This is a genomic window from Klebsiella huaxiensis (genome assembly GCF_003261575.2).
Classification (GTDB): domain Bacteria; phylum Pseudomonadota; class Gammaproteobacteria; order Enterobacterales; family Enterobacteriaceae; genus Klebsiella; species Klebsiella huaxiensis.
The window spans coordinates 2,901,594-2,921,810 of record NZ_CP036175.1; the positions used below are offsets into that span (position 1 = coordinate 2,901,594).

15 protein-coding genes are annotated in these 20,217 nt (G+C 55.2%); 6 read left to right on the forward strand and 9 right to left on the reverse strand.

Annotated features, from left to right (window positions below):
• Positions 1–143: 143 nt before the first annotated feature.
• From narI to DA718_RS14010, 6 genes are all read right to left on the reverse strand, one after another.
• Positions 144–824, reverse strand: a complete 681-nt coding sequence (gene narI, locus DA718_RS13985; RefSeq protein WP_112214235.1) for a respiratory nitrate reductase subunit gamma — start codon at positions 822–824, stop codon at positions 144–146.
• Positions 821–1,516, reverse strand: a complete 696-nt coding sequence (gene narW / locus DA718_RS13990) for a nitrate reductase molybdenum cofactor assembly chaperone (RefSeq protein WP_112214234.1) — start codon at positions 1,514–1,516, stop codon at positions 821–823. The genes narI and narW overlap by 4 nt, the downstream gene beginning before the upstream one ends.
• Positions 1,516–3,060 carry a nitrate reductase subunit beta gene (gene narH / locus DA718_RS13995; RefSeq protein ID WP_110276571.1) on the reverse strand — a complete coding sequence of 515 codons (1,545 nt, stop codon included), beginning with the start codon at positions 3,058–3,060 and terminating at the stop codon, positions 1,516–1,518. The genes narW and narH overlap by 1 nt, the downstream gene beginning before the upstream one ends.
• Positions 3,057–6,797: a nitrate reductase subunit alpha gene (locus DA718_RS14000; protein WP_112214233.1), complete on the reverse strand. Its 3,741-nt coding sequence runs from the start codon at positions 6,795–6,797 to the stop codon at positions 3,057–3,059. Before DA718_RS14000 ends, narH begins: the two co-directional genes overlap by 4 nt.
• A 137-nt stretch (positions 6,798–6,934) precedes the next feature.
• The gene (locus DA718_RS14005; protein WP_112214232.1) at positions 6,935–8,323 is read right to left on the reverse strand and encodes a NarK family nitrate/nitrite MFS transporter; all 1,389 of its coding nucleotides are present in this window, start codon (positions 8,321–8,323) and stop codon (positions 6,935–6,937) included.
• Positions 8,324–8,511: 188 nt separating this feature from the next.
• Positions 8,512–9,087 carry a TetR family transcriptional regulator gene (locus DA718_RS14010; RefSeq protein ID WP_112214231.1) on the reverse strand — a complete coding sequence of 192 codons (576 nt, stop codon included), beginning with the start codon at positions 9,085–9,087 and terminating at the stop codon, positions 8,512–8,514.
• A gap of 120 nt (positions 9,088–9,207) precedes the next feature.
• On the opposite strand from DA718_RS14010, the gene DA718_RS14015 reads away from it, so the two are divergent.
• Positions 9,208–10,698, forward strand: a complete 1,491-nt coding sequence (locus DA718_RS14015) for an MFS transporter (protein WP_112214230.1) — start codon at positions 9,208–9,210, stop codon at positions 10,696–10,698.
• A 375-nt stretch (positions 10,699–11,073) separates the two neighbouring features.
• On the forward strand, positions 11,074–11,472 hold the full coding sequence (locus DA718_RS14020; protein WP_227016004.1) for a hypothetical protein: 399 nt from the start codon (positions 11,074–11,076) through the stop codon (positions 11,470–11,472).
• 48 nt (positions 11,473–11,520) lie between these two features.
• Here the strand turns inward: DA718_RS14020 and yddG are convergent, their stop codons facing one another.
• Positions 11,521–12,399: an aromatic amino acid DMT transporter YddG gene (gene yddG, locus DA718_RS14025; RefSeq protein WP_112214229.1), complete on the reverse strand. Its 879-nt coding sequence runs from the start codon at positions 12,397–12,399 to the stop codon at positions 11,521–11,523.
• Between the two features lie 226 nt (positions 12,400–12,625).
• Between yddG and fdnG the strand changes: the two genes are divergently transcribed.
• From fdnG to fdnI, 3 genes are read left to right on the forward strand one after another with little or no spacing between them, the layout of a single operon-like run.
• Positions 12,626–15,673, forward strand: coding sequence for a formate dehydrogenase-N subunit alpha (gene fdnG, locus DA718_RS14035; RefSeq protein WP_112214228.1), 3,048 nt, complete (start codon positions 12,626–12,628; stop codon positions 15,671–15,673).
• A gap of 11 nt (positions 15,674–15,684) precedes the next feature.
• Positions 15,685–16,569 carry a formate dehydrogenase subunit beta gene (gene fdxH, locus DA718_RS14040; protein ID WP_112214227.1) on the forward strand — a complete coding sequence of 295 codons (885 nt, stop codon included), beginning with the start codon at positions 15,685–15,687 and terminating at the stop codon, positions 16,567–16,569.
• A complete protein-coding gene (fdnI, locus tag DA718_RS14045; protein ID WP_110276555.1) occupies positions 16,562–17,218 on the forward strand; it encodes a formate dehydrogenase-N subunit gamma in 657 nt (218 codons plus the stop codon). The genes fdxH and fdnI overlap by 8 nt, the downstream gene beginning before the upstream one ends.
• 207 nt (positions 17,219–17,425) lie before the next feature.
• Here the strand turns inward: fdnI and ppk2 are convergent, their stop codons facing one another.
• Both ppk2 and DA718_RS14055 read right to left on the reverse strand, forming a co-directional pair.
• Positions 17,426–18,244, reverse strand: coding sequence for a polyphosphate kinase 2 (gene ppk2, locus DA718_RS14050; protein WP_112214226.1), 819 nt, complete (start codon positions 18,242–18,244; stop codon positions 17,426–17,428).
• Between the two features lie 107 nt (positions 18,245–18,351).
• Positions 18,352–18,789 (reverse strand): VOC family protein, encoded by a 438-nt coding sequence (locus DA718_RS14055; protein ID WP_112214225.1) that lies wholly within the window; start codon positions 18,787–18,789, stop codon positions 18,352–18,354.
• A 265-nt stretch (positions 18,790–19,054) separates the two neighbouring features.
• Between DA718_RS14055 and araJ the strand changes: the two genes are divergently transcribed.
• Positions 19,055–20,206 (forward strand): MFS transporter AraJ, encoded by a 1,152-nt coding sequence (gene araJ, locus DA718_RS14060; RefSeq protein ID WP_112214224.1) that lies wholly within the window; start codon positions 19,055–19,057, stop codon positions 20,204–20,206.
• The last annotated feature ends 11 nt before the right edge of the window (positions 20,207–20,217 follow it).

Consider the following 20,217-nt stretch of genomic DNA (forward strand, 5'->3'; position numbering starts at 1 on the left):
AAGCCCCCGGCGGCGCTGCGCTTGGCCGGGCTACAGGTTCACCGCCGTCAGCGGTTCGGTAGCCCGGACAGGTGCGTAGCACCGCCTCCGGGAGAGGTATCCCTGCGTAGTAATGCACGCCTGGGATGGTTGGTTTTATTTGCTCAACGCCGTGAACGTACCACCTGATAGCGGCGGGTGAAATACTCCACCGGCGCGCTCCAGACGTGTACCAGACGAGTGAACGGGAACAGCAGGAAGATGGTCATCCCCAGCACCAGATGAACGCGATAAATCCACGCCACGCCGTCAAGATGCGCCGATGCGCCGCCGTGGAAAGTCACCACCGCCTGCGCCCAGTCCACCAGTTTTAGCATCTCGCTGCCGTCCGGGTGCTGCGCGGAGAACGGAATCGTCGTCAGGCCGAGTGCGCACTGAATCAGCAGAATGCTCAGAATCAGAATATCCGCCGTGGTGGAGGTCGCGCGAATGCGCGGGTTGGTCAGACGACGCACCAGCAGGCCGATGCCGCCGACCAATGTCAGCACACCGCAAACCCCGCCCAGAATCATCGCCATTAGCTGCTTTTGCGACATTGGCAGGAACCAGGAATAGACCCAGTGCGGCGTCAACATGCCGAAGAAATGGCCGAAGAAGATCCCGAGAATACCGATATGGAACAGGTTCGACCAAAGCACCATCCCGCGCTTATCCAGCATCTGGCTCGATGAGGCGCGCCAGGTGTACTGGCCGTAGTCGTAGCGCAGCCAGCTGCCGATCAGGAAAACCGTGCCGCAGAGGTAGGGGTAGATATCGTAAAAGAAGACGTTAAGGTACTGTATCATTTTGGGCCTCCGGCACGGACGTCGACATACTGCGGTGCCACGTCCTGGCTAAAGCGTCGTTGATAAGACTGCATTGGGGAGCTATCGCAGGCGGTGGCGTTATCCTCGATAAACTTCACCTGCTCCTCCTCCCACACCGCATCCAGCGCCTGGCGGGTGTCGTCGCGTTTTTCCCCCGACACCTGTTTAGTGACACTGTCACTATTTAGTTTGCTATTGGCGATCGACAGCAACGCATCAAACAGCCGATAGTATTCGCACTCCCTTTGCTTTAGCCGCCCACCGAGCAGGGCCAGAATCGGCGCGACGTTCTGTAACCCTTCGCGGGCTTCGTTCTCCGGTAAGATGCTCAGATACTCCAGATAGAGCGGCAGGTGGTCCGGCAGTTCGCGGCTGTTTAGCTGCAAACCGGCCTGTTCATACTGGCCCATTAAATCGACCATCGCCTGGCCGCGATCGCGGGATTCGGCGTGGACGTGTTCGAACACCAGCAGCGAAGTAGCACGCCCGCGTTCAAACACTTCGCACCATTCGGCCTGCCGGTCGAGGAGCTTCGCCGCCAGCAGCGGTCCGACGAAAGGCAGCAGCGCCGGAGCATCGGCGCTAACCAGCGCCAGCGCCTCCTCACGGTTCTCCCACAGCACCTCGTCCGGATACTCCAGCAGCAGGCCGATGACTTTGAGGATCTGCATTATTCTCCCTCCCCGTGTTTGCGCACGCCACCGATGTCAATGGCATCAATGCGTCGACTGTTGAAGAGGTTGAACTTAGTATCCGACCCGTGGCAGCCATCGCCGAAAGTGAAGCCGCAGCCGTTTTTCTCCGGGAAAGCGTCTTCCGCCATTTCGCGGTGGCTGGTTGGGATCACAAAGCGGTCTTCGTAGTTGGCAATCGCCAGATAGCGGTACATGTCCTCCACCTGTTCCACGCTTAGGCCGACTTCTTCGATGGCGCGGGTATCGGTGACGCCTTCCACTGTCTGGGAGCGTTTGTAGTGGCGCATCGCCATCATGCGTTTCAGGGCACGCAGCACCGGGCCGGTATCGCCCGCACTGAGCAGGTTGGCAAGGTATTGCACCGGAATGCGCAGGCTTTCCACCGCTGGGAGAATATTGCCGTTGCTTGGCAGACCACCGGCGTCGGCCACCGACTGAATCGGTGACAGCGGCGGGACGTACCAGACCATCGGCAGGGTGCGGTATTCCGGATGCAGCGGCAGGGCCAGCTTCCAGTCCATCGCCAGCTTGTAGACCGGGGATTTCTGCGCTGCGTCAATCACGTTATGCGGAATACCTTGTTTCAACGCCTCTTCGATCACCGCCGGGTCGTGCGGATCGAGAAACACGTCGCACTGGCGTTCGTAGAGATCGGTTTCATGTTCGGTGCTGGCTGCTTCTTCGATGCGGTCCGCGTCATACAGCAGCACCCCGAGGTAGCGGATGCGCCCGACGCAGGTTTCGGAGCAGACCGTCGGTTGTCCGGATTCGATACGCGGGTAGCAGAAGATGCATTTCTCTGACTTGCCGCTCTTCCAGTTAAAGTAGATTTTTTTGTACGGACAGCCGCTGATGCACAGTCGCCAGCCGCGGCATTTGTCCTGGTCGATCAGTACGATACCGTCTTCTTCACGCTTGTAGATGGCGCCGCTCGGGCAGGTGGCGACACAGCTTGGGTTGAGACAGTGTTCGCACAGGCGCGGCAGATACATCATGAAGGTGTTTTCGAACTGACCGTACATCTCCTTTTGCATTGCGGCAAAGTTCTGGTCGTGGGCACGCTTTTCAAACTCGCCGCCGAGCAGCTCTTCCCAGTTCGGGCCCCATTCAATCTTGTTCATACGCTGGCCACTGATCAGCGAACGCGGGCGGGCGGTGGGCAGATGTTTACCTTCAGCCGCATTGTGCAGATGTTGATAGTCGTAGGTGAACGGTTCGTAATAGTCGTCAATGCCCGGAATCAGCGGGTTGGCAAAGATTTTAGACAGTACGCCGACACGGTTACCGAGGCGTGGAGTGAGCTTGCCGGTAATGCTGCGAACCCAGCCGCCTTGCCACGCCTCCTGATCTTCCCAGTTTTTCGGATAGCCGATGCCTGGCTTGGTTTCCACGTTGTTAAACCATGCGTATTCCATCCCTTCACGGCTGCTCCAGACGTTTTTACAGGTGACCGAGCAGGTGTGGCAGCCAATGCATTTGTCGAGATTAAGCACCATGCCGACCTGTGAGCGTATTTTCATTTTTTCGCCTCCTGAACCTGATCGCGACCTTCGTCATCCAGCCAGTCAATATTTTTCATTTTGCGGATCATGATGAACTCATCGCGGTTGGAGCCGACGGTGCCGTAGTAGTTAAAACCGTAGGCCAGTTGGGCATAGCCGCCGATCATGTGCGTCGGTTTCGGGCACACGCGGGTGACTGAGTTATGGATCCCGCCGCGCCGACCGGTGACTTCCGAACCTGGAATATTCATCAGGCGTTCCTGTGCGTGGTACATCATGGTCATGCCCGGCGGTACGCGCTGGCTGACCACCGCGCGGGCGGTGAGCGCGCCGTTCGCGTTAAAGGCTTCAATCCAGTCGTTATCCTCAATGCCCAGCTCTTTGGCGTCGGTTTCGCTAAGCCATACAATCGGCCCGCCGCGCGACAGGGTCAGCATCAGCAGGTTTTCACTGTAGGTGGAGTGGATGCCCCATTTCTGGTGCGGCGTCAGGAAGTTAAGCGCTTTTTCCGGGAATCCGTTAGGAGGGATCTCCTTCATGTGGCTGACGCTGCGGGTGTCAATCGGTGGACGATATGCCACCAGGCTTTCACCAAAGGCGCGCATCCAGGGGTGATCCTGATACAGCTGCTGGCGACCGGACAGCGTACGCCAGGGGATCAGTTCATGAACGTTGGTGTAGCTGGCGTTATATGAAACATGTTCGCTTTCCAGGCCTGACCAGGTCGGGCTGGAGATAATCTTGCGCGGCTGGGCCTGAATATCGCGAAAGCGGATTTTCTCATCCTCTTTATTCAGCGCCAGATGCGCATGTTCACGTCCGGTAAATTCGCCGAGCGCCTGCCAGGCTTTTACCGCCACCTGACCGTTGGTTTCCGGGGCGAGGGCGAGGATCACTTCCGAGGCGTCAATGGCGCTATCAATGCGCGGACGGCCTTTCGCCGGGCCATCAAGCTTGACGTAGTTAAGCTTGCCGAGGAAATCGACCTCGCTCTGGGTATTCCACGAAATACCTTTGCCGCCGTTGCCTAGCTTGTCGAGCAGCGGGCCGAGAGAGGTGAAACGCTCGTAAGTGGCTGGATAGTCACGTTCCACGACGGCAATCGACGGGGCGGTTTTACCGGGGATTAAATCGCATTCGCCCTTGCGCCAGTCGAGTACGTCAAAGGGTTGCGACAGCTCCGCCGGGGAATCATGCTGTAGCGGTACCAGCACCACATCGGTCTCTTTGTCGAGATGACCAACGCAGACTTCCGAGAAGGTTTTGGCGATATCCTTATAGATTTCCCAGTCGCTTTTCGCCTCCCACGCCGGGTCGACGGCGGCGGAGAGCGGGTGGATAAACGGATGCATATCCGAGGTGTTCATATCGTCTTTTTCGTACCAGGTGGCGGTCGGCAGGACGATATCGGAGAACAGGCAGGTGCTGGACATGCGGAAATCAAGGGTCACCAGCAGGTCGAGCTTGCCCTCGATAGCGGCGGTTTGCCACTCCACCTCTTCGGGCTTCACGTCATCGGTCGCGCCCAGCTCATCGCCCTGAATCCCGCTGTCGGTACCCAGCAGATATTTGAGCATATATTCGTGGCCCTTGCCGGAAGAACCCAGCAGGTTAGAGCGCCAGATAAACAGGTTGCGCGGGTGGTTCTTGCCGTTATCCGGCTGCTCGCAGGCAAAGCGAATATCGCCGGACTTTAGCGCCTGAGCGGTAAAGTCGGCTGGGGAAAGACCTGCAGCGGCGGCCTGCTGTTTGATGGTGAGCGGGTTGATGCCCAGCTGCGGCGCAGAGGGTAGCCAGCCCATGCGCTCGGCGCGGACGTTGAAGTCGATTAAATGACCGCTAAATTTGCTGGCATCCGCCAGCGGCGATAACAATTCCTGGGCGGTCAGCTTTTCATAGCGCCACTGGCAGGCGTGATTGTAGAAATAGGAGGTGCTGTTCATCTGGCGCGGCGGGCGGTTCCAGTCGAGGGCGAACGCCAGCGGCAACCAGCCGGTTTGCGGGCGCAGCTTCTCCTGACCGACGTAGTGCGACCAGCCGCCGCCGCTCTGACCGACGCAGCCGCAGAACACCAGCATATTGATCATCCCGCGGTAGTTCATATCCATGTGATACCAGTGGTTGACACCAGCTCCGAGGATAATCATCGAGCGACCGTGGGTTTTATGCGCGGTATCGGCAAACTCGCGGGCGATCTGCTCGATATGCTGACGCGGTACGCCGGTGATCTGCTCGGCCCACGCCGGGGTATAGGCTTTCACCTCGCCGAAATCTTGCGCCGCGTTGGCGTCCTCTAAACCGCGATCGAGCCCGTAGTTGGCGAGGATCAGGTCATACACGCTCACTACCAGACCGGTGTCGCCATTGGCCAGCGGCAGCTGTTTGACCGGGAGCTGATGAATCGTCACGGGATCTTGTTTGACGCTACGAAAGTGCGGATTTTCGTTGCCGCCGAAGTAGGGGAAACCAACCGAAACGACGCTATCGCGGCTGTCCAGTAGCGACAACGTTAATTCGGTCTCTTGCCCGGCAGCCCGCTGCTCAAGGTTCCATTTGCCTTTTTCACCCCAGCGGAAGCCAATTGAACCGTTAGGCGCGACCAGCTCGCCTGCGCTGTTATACGCCACGGTTTTCCATTCCGGATTGTTGCTTTCGCCCAGCCCGTCAACCAGATCGGAAGCCCGTACCATACGCCCCGGCACGTAGCTACCATCTTCGCGCGGGTCGAGCATCACCAGCATCGGCATATCGGTATAGGTGCGACAATAGTTGAGGAAGTAATCGCTGGGGTTATCAAGATGAAACGCTTTAAGGATCACGTGACCCATCGCCATTGCCAGCGCGCTATCGGTTCCCTGTTTCGGGGCCAGCCACTGATCGCAAAGCTTGGCGACTTCCGAATAGTCCGGGGTAATGGCGATGGTTTTCGTGCCTTTGTAGCGCACCTCGGTAAAGAAATGGGCATCAGGGGTGCGGGTCTGCGGGACGTTGGAGCCCCAGGCGATAATGTAGCTGGAGTTGTACCAGTCGGCGGATTCGGGGACGTCGGTCTGCTCGCCCCAGGTCATCGGCGATGCGGGGGGAAGGTCGCAGTACCAGTCGTAGAAGCTCAGGCAGGTGCCGCCAAGCAGCGACAAGTAACGGGTACCGGCGGCGTAAGAGACCATCGACATCGCCGGGATCGGCGAGAAGCCAGCGACGCGGTCCGGGCCGTAGTTTTTAATCGTCCAGACGTTGGCGGCGGCAATCAGCTGGTTCAGTTCTTTCCAGCTGGAGCGGATAAAACCCCCTTTACCGCGCACCTGTTTGTAGCTGAGGGTTTTGACCGGGTCCTGCATGATGCTGTCCCAGGCCAGCACCGGATCCGGATGCTGAGCCAGCGCCTCGCGCCATAGCTCGATCAGCCGCTTGCGCGCCAGCGGATACTTCAGGCGGTTAGCGCTGTAAAGATACCAGGAGTAGCTTGCGCCGCGCGGACAGCCTCGGGGTTCGTGATTGGGCAGGTCAGGGCGGGTGCGCGGGTAGTCGGTTTGTTGGGTTTCCCAGGTGACCAGCCCGTTCTTAACGTAAATCTTCCAACTGCATGAGCCCGTACAGTTCACACCGTGCGTTGAGCGGACAATCTTGTCGAACTGCCAGCGCTGACGGTAGCTATCTTCCCAGTCGCGGTTGGTGTTGTACACCTGACCGTGACCGTTGGCAAAGGTCTCGCCTTTCTGCTTAAAGTAGCGAAAGCGATCCAGTAGTTTACTCATGACATTTCTCCTGCTTCGATAATGTACGGCATCGTGCCATTGCCGGATGGCGATGCTTGCGCATCTTATCCGGCCTACAAGACCGTTCGATCCCGTAGGCCGGATAAGGCGTTAGCCGCCATCCGGCAAATTTCTCGTTATTTTTTTGCTGGTGTGCGTCGGCCATAGACCAACCACGTCACCAGCACACACACGACGTAGAAGACAAAGAACACTTTCATGGCCCCGACCGGAGATCCGGTCATTGCCAGCGACGTACCGAAGGCTTTTGGGATAAAGAAGCCGCCAATCGCACCGATGGCGGAGATAAATCCGAGCGCCGCTGCGGTATCGGTCACCGCTTCGTGCTGGGCCTGTTCGTCACTACCGCCGCGCTTTTTCACGCTCTCGATGGTGATTTGACGGAAGATCACGGCGATCATCTGGAAGGTGGAGCCGCTGCCGAGACCGGCGGTCAGAAACAACCCCATAAACACCACGTAAAAGGCGAGGAAGCTGCCGGAACCGGAGCCAGGTAGGGTGAGGAACAGCAGGCCGGTAAATAGCCCCATCAGGATAAAGTTGATCAGGGTAACCCGGACGCCACCGAGACGGTCGGAGATAATGCCGCCAAAGGAACGGGCCAGCGCGCCGATAAACGGTCCGAAGAAGGCCAGTTTGAGGATGTTAACCTCCGGAAACTGCGTTTTTGCCAGCATGGCAAAACCAGCGGAAAAGCCGATAAAGGAGCCAAAAGTCGCGAGGTAGAGCAGGCTCAGCAGCCACATATGCGGTCGCTTCAGAACGGGCAACTGATCGCGAATGGATGCCTTTGAGCTGGCGATATCGTTCATGCCTACCCAGGCGGCAATGGTGGCGATGACCAGCAGCGGTACCCAGATGATGGCGGCGTTGCTCAGCGCCAGCGTGGAACCATCCTCCTGAGGAACCCCGTGAACGCCGAGGAACGCGAATATCGGCAGGAAGATCACCGCCGGAGCAATCATTTGCATCACGCTGACGCCGAGGTTGCCGAGCCCGCCGTTCACCCCCAGCGCGCTGCCCTGCTTGGCTTTAGGAAAGAAAAAGCTGATATTTCCCATGCTGGAAGCAAAGTTAGCGCCAGCAAAACCGCACAGCAGGGCAATTGTGATAAATACCCAAAATGGAGTAGCGGTATTTTGAATAGCAATTCCCAGCCAGATGCAAGGCACCACCAGAATAATCGTGCTTAATACCGTCCAGTAGCGCCCGCCAAATATAGGTACCATAAAGGAGTAGGGGACGCGTAATATTGCGCCAGATAGTGAAGGCAGGGCGGTTAATAAAAAGAGTTGGTCGGTGGTGAAATTAAATCCGACTTTATTGAGATTGACCGCGACGGCACTAAATAACATCCAGACGCAAAAGGCGAGTAGCAGACAGGCCACAGAAATGCAAAGATTCCTCCGCGCTATTTTCTTTCCCTTATTTTCCCAGAATGCCCCGTTTTCTGGCTTCCACTCTTTTAAAAGGTAATGATTCTTCTTCTCATTTTCTGTCGACATATTGCCCTCGAATGAACAGTATTCAGTGAAAAGAATAAATAAGTAAAAACAGTAAATTAAGAAAATACTGTATGCAGAGGTGGTTTTTTTATCCGTTGTAATGATTGAAGAATAGATAAGAAAAGCGCGTCATAAGAAGACGCGCGAATAATAGGGGGGGATTATTTGTTACAGAATGTAACGTTGAATTAAAATAACTCCATCGATATATAATAGTTTATATAACGATTAAAGGTGGCATCATCAATTTCCTGCATCCCCAATGCGTAAATACCATCGAGGCCGCAGACCAGGGCGATCAGCCGCCAGGCGATACTTTCCGCGTTGTCCTTGGGCTGAAACTCACCCGCCTCGATTCCGCCGTGGATAATCTTCAGCGTCTCTTCATGCCACATGCTCATGGTTAAAAGGTATGCGCCTTTGATATCGCTGTCGCTGTCGGCTAGCAGTTGTGCTTCGCGCCATAAGCGAATATAGGGCTCAAGCCTGCCGTCATCGCTCCCGATCATTGAAAAAAGGCGCTCGCGCCAGCTGGCATTATTGCTGACCAGCGGCATATCGAGCATTTCTCGGATCAGGCGCACAAAGGTATGGGCTTTTAACTCGCCAGTGGAAGTGAAGTGGTGATGCAACTGCCCGGCAGCTACGCCAGCCTCAGCCGCTATCTGGCGAACGGTCATCGCGCCCAATCCGCCTCTTAGCGCCACGCGCATGGCTGCCAGCACAATGACTTCCCGACGCGCATCGCGATTTAAATAGCTCATAACGTTCCGTGCCCCCTGATTTTTTGGCGATAGTAACAAAAAGTTGGACACTCGTTCAACATTGCGGCAGGATCGCCATCCTGGACAAATGTCCAATTTTCAACATTGAGGAAAAGTAGTATGTCTCGGCAATGGTTGACGCTGATGGCGATTTTGTTGGTTTATATTCCGGTGGCGATTGACGCCACGGTACTGCATGTGGCTGCGCCGACGCTAAGCGTGGCGCTGGGAACCAGCGGCAATGAGCTGCTGTGGATTATTGATATCTATTCGCTGGTGATGGCCGGTATGGTGTTGCCGATGGGCGCTCTGGGCGACAAAATCGGCTTCAAACGGCTGCTGCTGCTCGGTAGCGGTATTTTTGGTGTGGCATCGCTGGCGGCGGCGTTTTCACCTACGGCAGCGACGCTAATTGCTTCCCGCGCGCTGTTAGCGGTAGGAGCCGCGATGATCGTCCCGGCAACGCTTGCCGGGATCCGTAGCACTTTCTCGGAAGCCCGTCATCGTAACATGGCGCTTGGCCTGTGGGCGGCGGTCGGCTCCGGTGGTGCGGCATTCGGCCCGCTGGTCGGCGGCATACTGCTGGAGAATTTCTATTGGGGCTCGGTATTCCTGATCAACGTACCGATCGTGCTGGTGGTGATGGCAATTAATGCCAAAGTGGTCCCACGCCAGCCTGCGCGTCGTGAACAACCGCTCAATTTATTCCAGGCGTTGATCCTTATTGCCGCCATACTGATGCTGGTATTTAGCGCCAAAACGGCGCTGAAAGGGCAAATGGCGCTGTGGATAACCGGACTGGTGGCGATTGCTGGCGCGGCGATGCTGACCTGGTTTGTGCGTAAACAGCTCTCAGCGGCACGCCCGATGGTCGATATGCGTCTGTTTACCCACCGCATTATTTTAAGTGGTGTGATGATGGCGATGACGGCGCTGATTACCCTGGTCGGCTTCGAGCTGCTGATGGCGCAGGAGTTACAGTTTGTGCATAACAAAACGCCTTTTGAGGCCGGGTTATTTATGCTGCCAGTGATGGTGGCGAGCGGGTTTAGCGGGCCGATTGCCGGGATGCTGGTGTCACGATTAGGGCTGCGCGAGGTGGCGACCGGCGGCATGTTGCTGAGCGCCCTGAGCTTCCTCGGCCTGTCGATGACCGATTTCAGCACTCAGCAATGGCAGGCCTGGGGGCTGATGACGCTGCTGGGCTTCAGCGTCGCCAGCGCGCTGCTCGCGTCCAGTTCAGCAATTATGGCCGCCGCGCCGAAAGAGAAAGCCGCAGCGGCAGGAGCCATTGAAACTATGGCCTACGAGCTGGGCGCAGGACTGGGGATTGCGCTATTTGGCCTGATCCTGACTCGTAGCTACACGTCGTCAATTATTCTGCCGACGGGCGTGGACGGCGCGGCGGCAGAGCAGGCGTCATCATCGATTAGCGAGGCGATTAAGCTGGCGCAGTCGATGCCCGCCATTCCGGCGCAGAGTCTGATTGAGGCGGCGAAGACGGCGTTTATCAGCTCGCACAGCATCGTGCTGGCGACGGCCGGCGTCCTGCTTTTACTGCTGACGGCAGGTATCTGGCGCAGCCTGGCGAAAGCGCCGGAATTGAATTAATTCCTTTTGCCGGAGCTATTCTCCGGCTTTTATTTATACCGCGTTTTTCTGATTTTTCTTTGTGAATGGGTTTTACACAGTCGTTTGCTATCGTAATGTGTTAGCTAATATTGGGGGTCGCAGGATACACAAAAACAACATAGATATGCGAAAGGAACTCTATAATGAAATTGATGGGTATTACCAATAATTCAAGGGAAATACTCTGCGGATTCGGGATATTTATAGCATCGTTACCGGTATGTGCCGCAGGGTTTGATTGTTCAATAAAAAATAAATAGCGTTGAACAGGTAAAACGCGCCACGCAGAGCGCTTCCAGCGTTCAAAAAGAAGCCTGGATTGGCTACTGTGAAACACAAGAATGTACCAGCACAGTGGTCTCTCCAGATGGGAAATGGCGTTTGGCTTCGCGAGACGGCTACAAAGGTGAAAAAGATGAAGGTATGTTCTATTTTCCAGCCGATAAACCTGACCAGGGAATTAACGTATTTTTAGCCCAGGGTGATACCTCAGTAAATAATGATTATGGCTATATGCGTAATTATGTTTGGGGGGGTGACTCATCATTTTATTTTGATAACGAGGGGGCATATGCCTGCATCTGGAAAACAGATATAAAAAACAAGACTACCCAACGTATATTGCCGATCGAAGAAATGAGCAAGCCTTATTATCTGAAATACAATGATGAAGATATTGTCATCGCGTCATATAGCTATTATCAAAAAAAAGAAGAAAAACGATACTACGAAATTTACATGGCTAAAAAATAGTATGTAATGACTCGCGGCAAACAGTGTTTGCCACGAGTCAATAAGAGGTTAGCGCCGGGTCGCCTGCCAGCAGAGCAGGGAGCCGATGCACACCATCCCGGCTCCCTGCCAGAATGACCACGACAGCGCGGCGCTGAGCAACATCGCTGCCAGCGCCGAAGAGAGTACCGGGGTAAAGTAGGAGGCGGCGGCCAACAGACTAACGTTGCCATGCAGGATCCCAACGTTCCACGCCGCGTATCCTAATCCTAGCGCGACTGACAGGGTGACTAACTTGATGATGACCGGCCAGCTAAAGATCATCGGCGGCTGCTCGCTGAACAGGAATTTCAGCCACAGGGTCAGGGCGGTGAGCAGGACAAACAGGGTAATGCCGTTTTTGCCTTTTGCGTATTTGGCGGTGACCGTGCAGTAGGCCGCCCAGATAAACGCACCGACAAAGGCCAGAATATAGCTCAGCGGACTGGAGACTACGTTGCTGATTATTTCATCGATATTCAGACCGTGCTCACCGCCTAATACCCAGCTAACGCCAAATAAAGCCAGCAATAACCCCGGGATCACCAGCCAGCTGCTTTTTTGTCCGTTGAACAGAATGGCAAATAGGATGGTCAGGCTGGGCCACAGGTAATTAACCATTCCCACTTCAATCGCCTGCTGGCGGGTTCCGGCTAATCCTACCGACAGCGCCAGGCAAATTTCATAGCTGACGAACAGTAGGCTACCCGCCAGTAAGTAGGGGCGGGGGATTTGGCGTATTTGCGGGAAGCCGACGGTAAAGATCAGCAAAATGCCGCTCAGGCTGTAGATCATCGCCGCACCGCCCACCGGCCCAAGCCCTTCACTAACGCCGCGTATCAACCCGACCATCGTACTCCAGAGAATGATGGCGGCGAATCCAATCAGCGTAGCTCTCTTCTTCTCCATATTTAACCTGATATTGATTCAAACGCAGTCGGCTTTTATAACACTTTTTATTGCTTCTTTGTGGATATTTTCCGTAACGCTTAATACTAATGGAGTAATGAAATTCGACGTCGCTGACTATTAAGGGGGCGTGCGTTTTGGACATTGATTTGACGCAAATAAAACAGGGGCTTTGCTGTTAGTTTTCCCTTCCGCGATGAATAAACATCCCGCATGGAGGGGAATAATGGACGTCAGCCGCAGAAAGTTTTTTAAAATCTGCGCAGGCGGTATGGCTGGAACAACAGTCGCTGCTTTGGGTTTTGCGCCCAAGATGGCTCTGGCTCAGGCGCGCAACTATAAATTGCTGCGTGCGAAAGAGATCCGCAACACCTGCACATACTGCTCCGTCGGCTGCGGGCTATTAATGTATAGCCTGGGCGACGGCGCGAAAAACGCGAAAGAAGCGATTTACCATATTGAAGGGGACTCCGATCACCCGGTGAGCCGCGGTGCGCTATGCCCGAAAGGCGCGGGTCTGCTGGACTACGTCCATAGTGAAAACCGTCTGCGCTATCCGCAATACCGCGCGCCGGGTTCAGATAAATGGCAGCGCATCTCCTGGGATGAGGCATTTACCCGCATCGCCAAGCTGATGAAAGCCGACCGTGACGCCAACTTTATTGAGAAAAACGATCAGGGCGTTACGGTTAACCGTTGGCTTTCCACCGGCATGCTGTGCGCATCCGCAGCGAGCAATGAGACCGGCATGTTGACGCAGAAGTTTGTGCGATCTCTCGGCATGCTGGCGGTAGACAACCAGGCGCGCGTCTGACACGGACCAACGGTAGCAAGTCTTGCTCCAACATTTGGTCGCGGTGCGATGACCAACCACTGGGTTGATATCAAAAACGCTAACGTCGTGGTGGTAATGGGCGGTAACGCCGCTGAAGCCCATCCGGTGGGATTCCGCTGGGCGATGGAAGCGAAAAACAACAACGATGCGACGCTTATCGTCGTTGACCCGCGCTTTACGCGCACGGCGTCGGTGGCTGATATCTATGCGCCGATTCGCTCTGGTACCGACATTACGTTCCTGTCGGGCGTTCTGCTGTACCTGATTCAAAATAACAAAATCAATGCGGAGTACGTTAAACACTACACCAACGCTAACCTGCTGATTCGTGAAGATTTCGGTTTCGAGGATGGCCTGTTCAGCGGCTACGATGCTGAAAAACGTCAGTACGATAAATCGTCGTGGAACTATCAGTTCGACGAAAACGGCTACGCCATGCGCGATGAAACCCTGCAACATCCGCGCTGCGTGTGGAACTTGCTGAAACAGCACGTTTCTCGTTATACGCCGGAGGTGGTGGAGAACATCTGCGGCACGCCGAAAGCCGATTTCCTCAAAGTGTGCGAAGTGCTGGCCTCAACCAGCGCCGCCGACAGAACCACTACATTCCTGTATGCGCTGGGCTGGACGCAGCACACCGTGGGCGCGCAGAACATTCGCACCATGGCGATGATCCAGCTGCTGCTTGGCAATATGGGCATGGCGGGCGGCGGCGTGAACGCGCTGCGTGGTCACTCCAATATCCAGGGATTAACCGATTTAGGTCTGCTCTCGACCAGTCTGACCGGTTATCTGACGCTGCCATCTGAAAAACAGACGAGCCTGCAAAGCTATCTGGCGGCGAATACGCCAAAAGCGACGCTTGCCGATCAGGTGAACTACTGGAGCAACTATCCGAAGTTCTTTGTCAGCCTGATGAAATCCTTCTATGGCGATGCGGCGCAGAGGGAGAACGACTGGGGTTTTAACTGGCTACCGAAGTGGGACCAGGCCTACGACGTTATCAAGTATTTCAATATGATGGATAACGGTAAAGTCACCGGCTATATCTGCCAGGGCTTCAACCCGGTGGCCTCATTCCCGGACAAAAACAAAGTTGTCCGTAGCCTGAGCAAACTGAAGTATATGGTGGTTATTGACCCATTAGTGACCGAGACATCGACCTTCTGGCAAAACCACGGCGAGTCTAACGATGTCGACCCGGCGGCGATTCAGACCGAAGTATTCCGTCTGCCGTCCACCTGCTTTGCCGAAGAAGATGGCTCGATCGCCAACTCCGGGCGCTGGTTGCAGTGGCACTGGAAAGGTCAGGATGCGCCGGGCGAAGCGCGTAACGACGGCGAAATTCTGGCCGGTATTTATCATCGTCTGCGTGAGATGTATCGCACTGAAGGCGGCAAAGGCGTCGAGCCGCTGCTGAAGATGGGCTGGAACTATAAACAGCCGGATCATCCTGAATCTGAGGAAATCGCCAAAGAGAACAACGGCTATGCACTGGAAGATCTATACGACGCCAACGGTGTGCTGCTGGCGAGGAAGGGTCAATTGCTGAACAGCTTTGCGCAGCTGCGTGATGACGGTAGCACCGCCTCGTCTTGCTGGATCTACACCGGGAGTTGGACCGAGCAGGGCAACCAGATGGCCAACCGCGATAACGCTGATCCGTCGGGGCTTGGCAATACGCTGGGCTGGGCATGGGCGTGGCCGCTCAACCGCCGCGTGCTGTATAACCGCGCCTCGGCGGATATCAACGGTAAACCATGGGATGCGAAACGGATGCTGATCCAGTGGAACGGCAGCAAATGGGTCGGGAATGATATTCCGGACTTCAATACCGCGCCGCCGGGCAGTAAAACCGGGCCGTTTATCATGCAGCAGGAAGGTCTTGGCCGCCTGTTTGCGCTGGATAAGCTGGCTGAAGGACCGTTCCCGGAGCACTACGAGCCGATGGAAACGCCGCTGGGTACCAACCCGCTGCATCCGAACGTCATCTCCAGTCCGGTGGTGCGCTTGTATGAAGAAGATGCCCTGCGTTTAGGTCAGAAGGACAAGTTCCCGTACGTCGGTACCACTTATCGCCTGACCGAGCATTTCCACACCTGGACCAAGCATGCGCTGCTCAACTCCATTGCGCAGCCGGAACAGTTTGTCGAAATCAGCGAAGGCCTGGCGAGCGCGAAGGGGATTGCCAATGGCGATCGGGTGACGGTCAGCAGTAAGCGCGGCTTTATTCGCGCGGTGGCCGTGGTAACCCGCCGTCTGCAAACGCTCAACGTTAACGGTCAGCAGGTGGAAACCGTCGGGATCCCGCTGCACTGGGGTTTTGAAGGCGTGGCCCGCAAAGGTTACATCGCCAATACCCTGACGCCGAACGTGGGTGATTCCAACTCGCAAACGCCGGAGTACAAGGCGTTTCTGGTCAACATTGAGAAAGCGTAAGGAGCGAATGAATGGCGATGGAAACTCAGGACATCATTAAACGCTCCGCCACCAACCCGATCACGCCTGCGCCTCGGGCGCGGGATTTTAAGGCGGAAGTGGCAAAGCTGATCGATGTCTCCTCCTGCGTCGGCTGCAAAGCCTGCCAGGTGGCCTGTTCCGAGTGGAACGATATCCGCGATGACGTTGGGCATTGCGTCGGGGTTTACGATAACCCCGCTGATCTCAGCGCTAAGTCCTGGACGGTGATGCGTTTTAGCGAAACCGAGCAGAACGGCAAGCTGGAGTGGCTGATTCGTAAAGATGGCTGTATGCACTGTGAGGATCCGGGCTGCCTGAAGGCCTGCCCGTCCGCAGGGGCGATTATTCAGTACGCTAACGGCATCGTCGACTTCCAGCAGGAGAACTGTATCGGCTGCGGCTACTGCATCGCAGGGTGTCCCTTTAACGTCCCGCGACTCAACAAAGAGGATAACCGGGTTTATAAATGCACGCTGTGCGTTGACCGGGTCAGCGTCGGCCAGGAACCGGCCTGTGTGAAAACCTGCCCAACCGGCGCGATTCATTTCGGCACCAAGAAGGAGATGCTGGAAGTGGCGCACGAGCGTGTGGAAAAGCTGAAGAAGCGCGGTTATCCCCACGCCGGGGTTTACAACCCGCCGGGCGTTGGCGGTACTCACGTGATGTACGTGCTTCATCATGCGGACCAGCCGGAGCTGTACCATAACCTGCCGAAAGCGCCGCAGATCGATACCTCGATCAATCTGTGGAAAGGAGCGCTGAAGCCGCTTTCTGCCGTCGGCTTTATCGCCACCTTTGCCGGGCTGATCTATCACTACATCGGGATTGGGCCGAACAAGGAAGTGGATGACGATGAGGAGGAGCATGATGAGTAAATCGAAAATGATTGTGCGCACGAAGTTTATCGACCGCGCCTGTCACTGGACGGTGGTGATTTGCTTCTTTCTGGTCTCGCTATCGGGGATTTCGTTTTTCTTCCCGACGCTGCAGTGGCTGACCGAAACCTTCGGTACGCCGCAAATGGGCCGTATTCTGCATCCGTTCTTTGGCGTGCTGATTTTCGTCGCCCTGATGTTTATGTTCGTGCGTTTCGTCCATCACAATATTCCTGATAAACAGGATATTCCGTGGCTGAAGGGAATTGTTGAGGTACTGAAAGGCAACGAGCATAAAGTGGCGCGGGTGGGGAAATATAACGCCGGGCAGAAAATGATGTTCTGGACCATTATGAGCATGATCTTTGTGCTGCTGGTGACCGGTGTAATTATCTGGCGGCCTTATTTTGCCCACTATTTCCCGATTCAGGTGATTCGCTATAGCCTGCTGATCCACGCGGCCTCGGCGATTATTCTCATTCATGCGATTCTAATCCACATGTATATGGCATTCTGGGTTAAAGGATCGATTAAGGGAATGATCGAAGGGAAGGTGAGTCGCCGCTGGGCGAAGAAGCATCATCCGCGCTGGTATCGCGACGTAGAGCGTCTGGAAGCGAAAAAAGAAAGTCGTGAAGGGCTGAAGTAAGACTTAGCCGTGGTTCCCCGCTCCGGTGATGACGGAGCGGGTCTACGTGTTAGTGATGAGCGCATCAATTGCGGAAATGACGGTGGTTCTTTCTTTACGTAAATTTTTGCGAGACGGCTTCCAGCGTAAAGCAACAGAATGAAATATTAACGGTTATCGTAATAACCCTCTGCACAGGGAGAACTCTGCGCAGAGGTGAGGGGGAAATTAATATTCTTCAGGAATAAAACGGAAAGGAAAATTGGTTGGTTTAACTTTGCCTATTTTGCGTTTTGGTAAAGTAACGTGTTCCACGGGCAGAGACTCGTAGGGTATTTGTGAAAGCAAATGGGTAATAATATTCAGGCGCACGCGTTTCTTGTCCTCCGAGCGGGCGACAAACCACGGCGCCCAGGCAGTATCCGTGGCGGCAAACATCGCATCGCGGGCTTCGGTATAGTCGTCCCAGCGGTTGAAAGACTTAATATCCATCGGCGAGAGCTTCCAGATTTTGCGTCCGTCGTCGATCCGGTCGCGCAGACGGCGCTCTTGCTCTTGCGGGGTCACCTCCAGCCAGTATTTAAGCAAGATGATCCCAGACTCCACCATGCCACGCTCCACCATTGGCGCGCCTTCGAGAAACTTCTGTACCTCTTCGGGGGTGCAAAACCCCATCACGCGTTCAACGCCTGCACGGTTGTACCAACTGCGGTCGAAAATCACAATCTCGCCAGCGGCAGGTAGATGCTTGATGTAGCGCTGGAAATAGAGCTGGCTCTTTTCGCGTTCGGTTGGCGAAGGTAAGGCGACGACCCGGAAAATTCGCGGACTGACGCGCTCGGTTATCGCTTTGATCGTACCGCCTTTACCGGCGCCGTCGCGGCCTTCAAAGACGATGCACACCTTCAGCCCTTTATGCACCACCCAGCGCTGTAACTTCACCAGCTCAACATGTAGCCGACGCAATGCCTTTTCATACTCTTTATTATCGAGCGGAGCGACCTTCATGACCGTATCGGACGCTTTGCCGCTGTTTTTATTACCCATCTCGATTCTCCGTGCTGCCGTGATATCTCTTTGAAGTGTAATCGTTCAGCGGCAAGGCGGCGGGAAATATTGCCCGTTATGATACGGCCGGGCGACCGTATCGTCGTTCAGGCAGGAACCCCGCCATTGATGACCTGAAGGCCGACCTGTTGCCCCCATGAAAGCTCGAGGGTGTTGCCGTCAGGGTCTGCAAAGAAGGCGAAATACCCGACCGGATCGCCCGCCTGTTCAGGTTCCCGGCGTAAGACGCCTTCACGTCGCGCCTCGGCGACTTTGTTGTCAATCTCCTGCCGAGTGGCGCAGGCGACGCCGAGGTGGCCGAAGGGACCCAGCGGTGTATCGGCCGGTTCGTCGCTCTGCACCAACACCAGCGCGAAGGGTCGGGTACGATCGCTGAGCCATGCCACCTTACGTGCTGAGGGCAAGTCAGGCTCGCGCTGGTGGATAACCGTCATTGCGGTATAACGAGTATAAAAATCAATGCTGCTTGCCAGACAGCGAACGGTAAAGGCGACATGGGTGAAGCCGACATCAACAGGTTGCATGCTTTTCTCACTCTGTGGATTGCTGAGGGAAGACACTCTACAACCTTAAGTTAAGTTGAGATCAAGGGGGCGTTTAACCGTTTGAGCCCACTGATTTTTAGAGCTGGACGCTGGCATTTAAACCATTTTCACGCGGCCCGTCCGGGCTTCGCATGAACGAATCGAGCTGTTATATGGATAAAACCCCCGTCGCGCGTTTTTATCTGGTTTGCTGGTGTCGAATAGTCAATAATGCCGGCCGTCTTTTCACTCCTGTAACAGATGTATGAAAAAAACAATTTTTTCATTGGCGCTGGGCACTTTCGGACTCGGCATGGCGGAATTTGGCATTATGGGCGTATTACCTGAAATCGCTCATGATGTCGGCATATCCATTCCCGCCGCAGGCAATATGATCTCTTATTATGCTTTTGGCGTGGTCATCGGTGCGCCGATTATGGCGTTATTCTCCAACCGCTTTTCGTTAAAGTCGGTCATGCTGTTTTTGGTTGCCCTTTGCGTTATCGGCAATGCCATATTTACCTTGTCCGCCAGCTATTCGATGCTGGCGCTGGGTCGCCTGATTTCCGGCTTCCCGCACGGTGCATTTTTCGGCGTGGGGGCTATCATCCTGTCGAAAATTGCCCCGCCAGGAAAAGTCACTGCGGCGGTAGCGGGGATGATCGCCGGGATGACGGTCGCCAATTTGCTTGGCGTTCCCGCCGGGACGTGGCTTGGTCATCAGTTCAGCTGGCGCTACACCTTCCTGGCGATTGCAGTCTTTGATATTGCGGTTCTGGTGTCTATTGCCTGGTGGGTTCCCACGCTGTTTGATAAATCAACGACGCGCTTGAGCGAGCAATTCCATTTTTTGAAATCTCCTGCGCCGTGGCTTATTTTTGCCGCCACCATGTTCGGTAATGCCGGAGTATTTGCGTGGTTTAGCTATATTAAGCCGTTTATGATTAACGTCTCCGGTTTTGGCGAGAGTGCCGTCATATTTATTATGATGCTGGTGGGCCTGGGAATGGTATTAGGCAATTTGTTCAGCGGTAAAGTTTCCGTCCGCTATAGCCCGCTACGTATTGCCGCCGTCACGGATGGGATTATTGTCGCCACTTTATTATTGATATTTCTGTTCGGTGAAAATAAAGCCGCATCATTAACGCTGGCATTTATTTGCTGCGCAGCGCTTTTTGCCCTGGCAGCGCCGCTGCAAATCCTGCTGCTGCAAAATGCCAAAGGCGGCGAGATGTTGGGGGTGGCGGGCGGACAAATCGCTTTTAACCTCGGCAGCGCCATAGGGGCGCTGTTCGGCGGGATGGTGGTGACGGTCGGTTTTGGCTGGAGCTCCGTTGCTTTACCGGCCGCGCTACTCTCGTTTTTGGCACTCAGTTCGCTGCTGATTTATGCCCGCTATCAGCAGCGTTTGGTCTGATTGATTCCGTC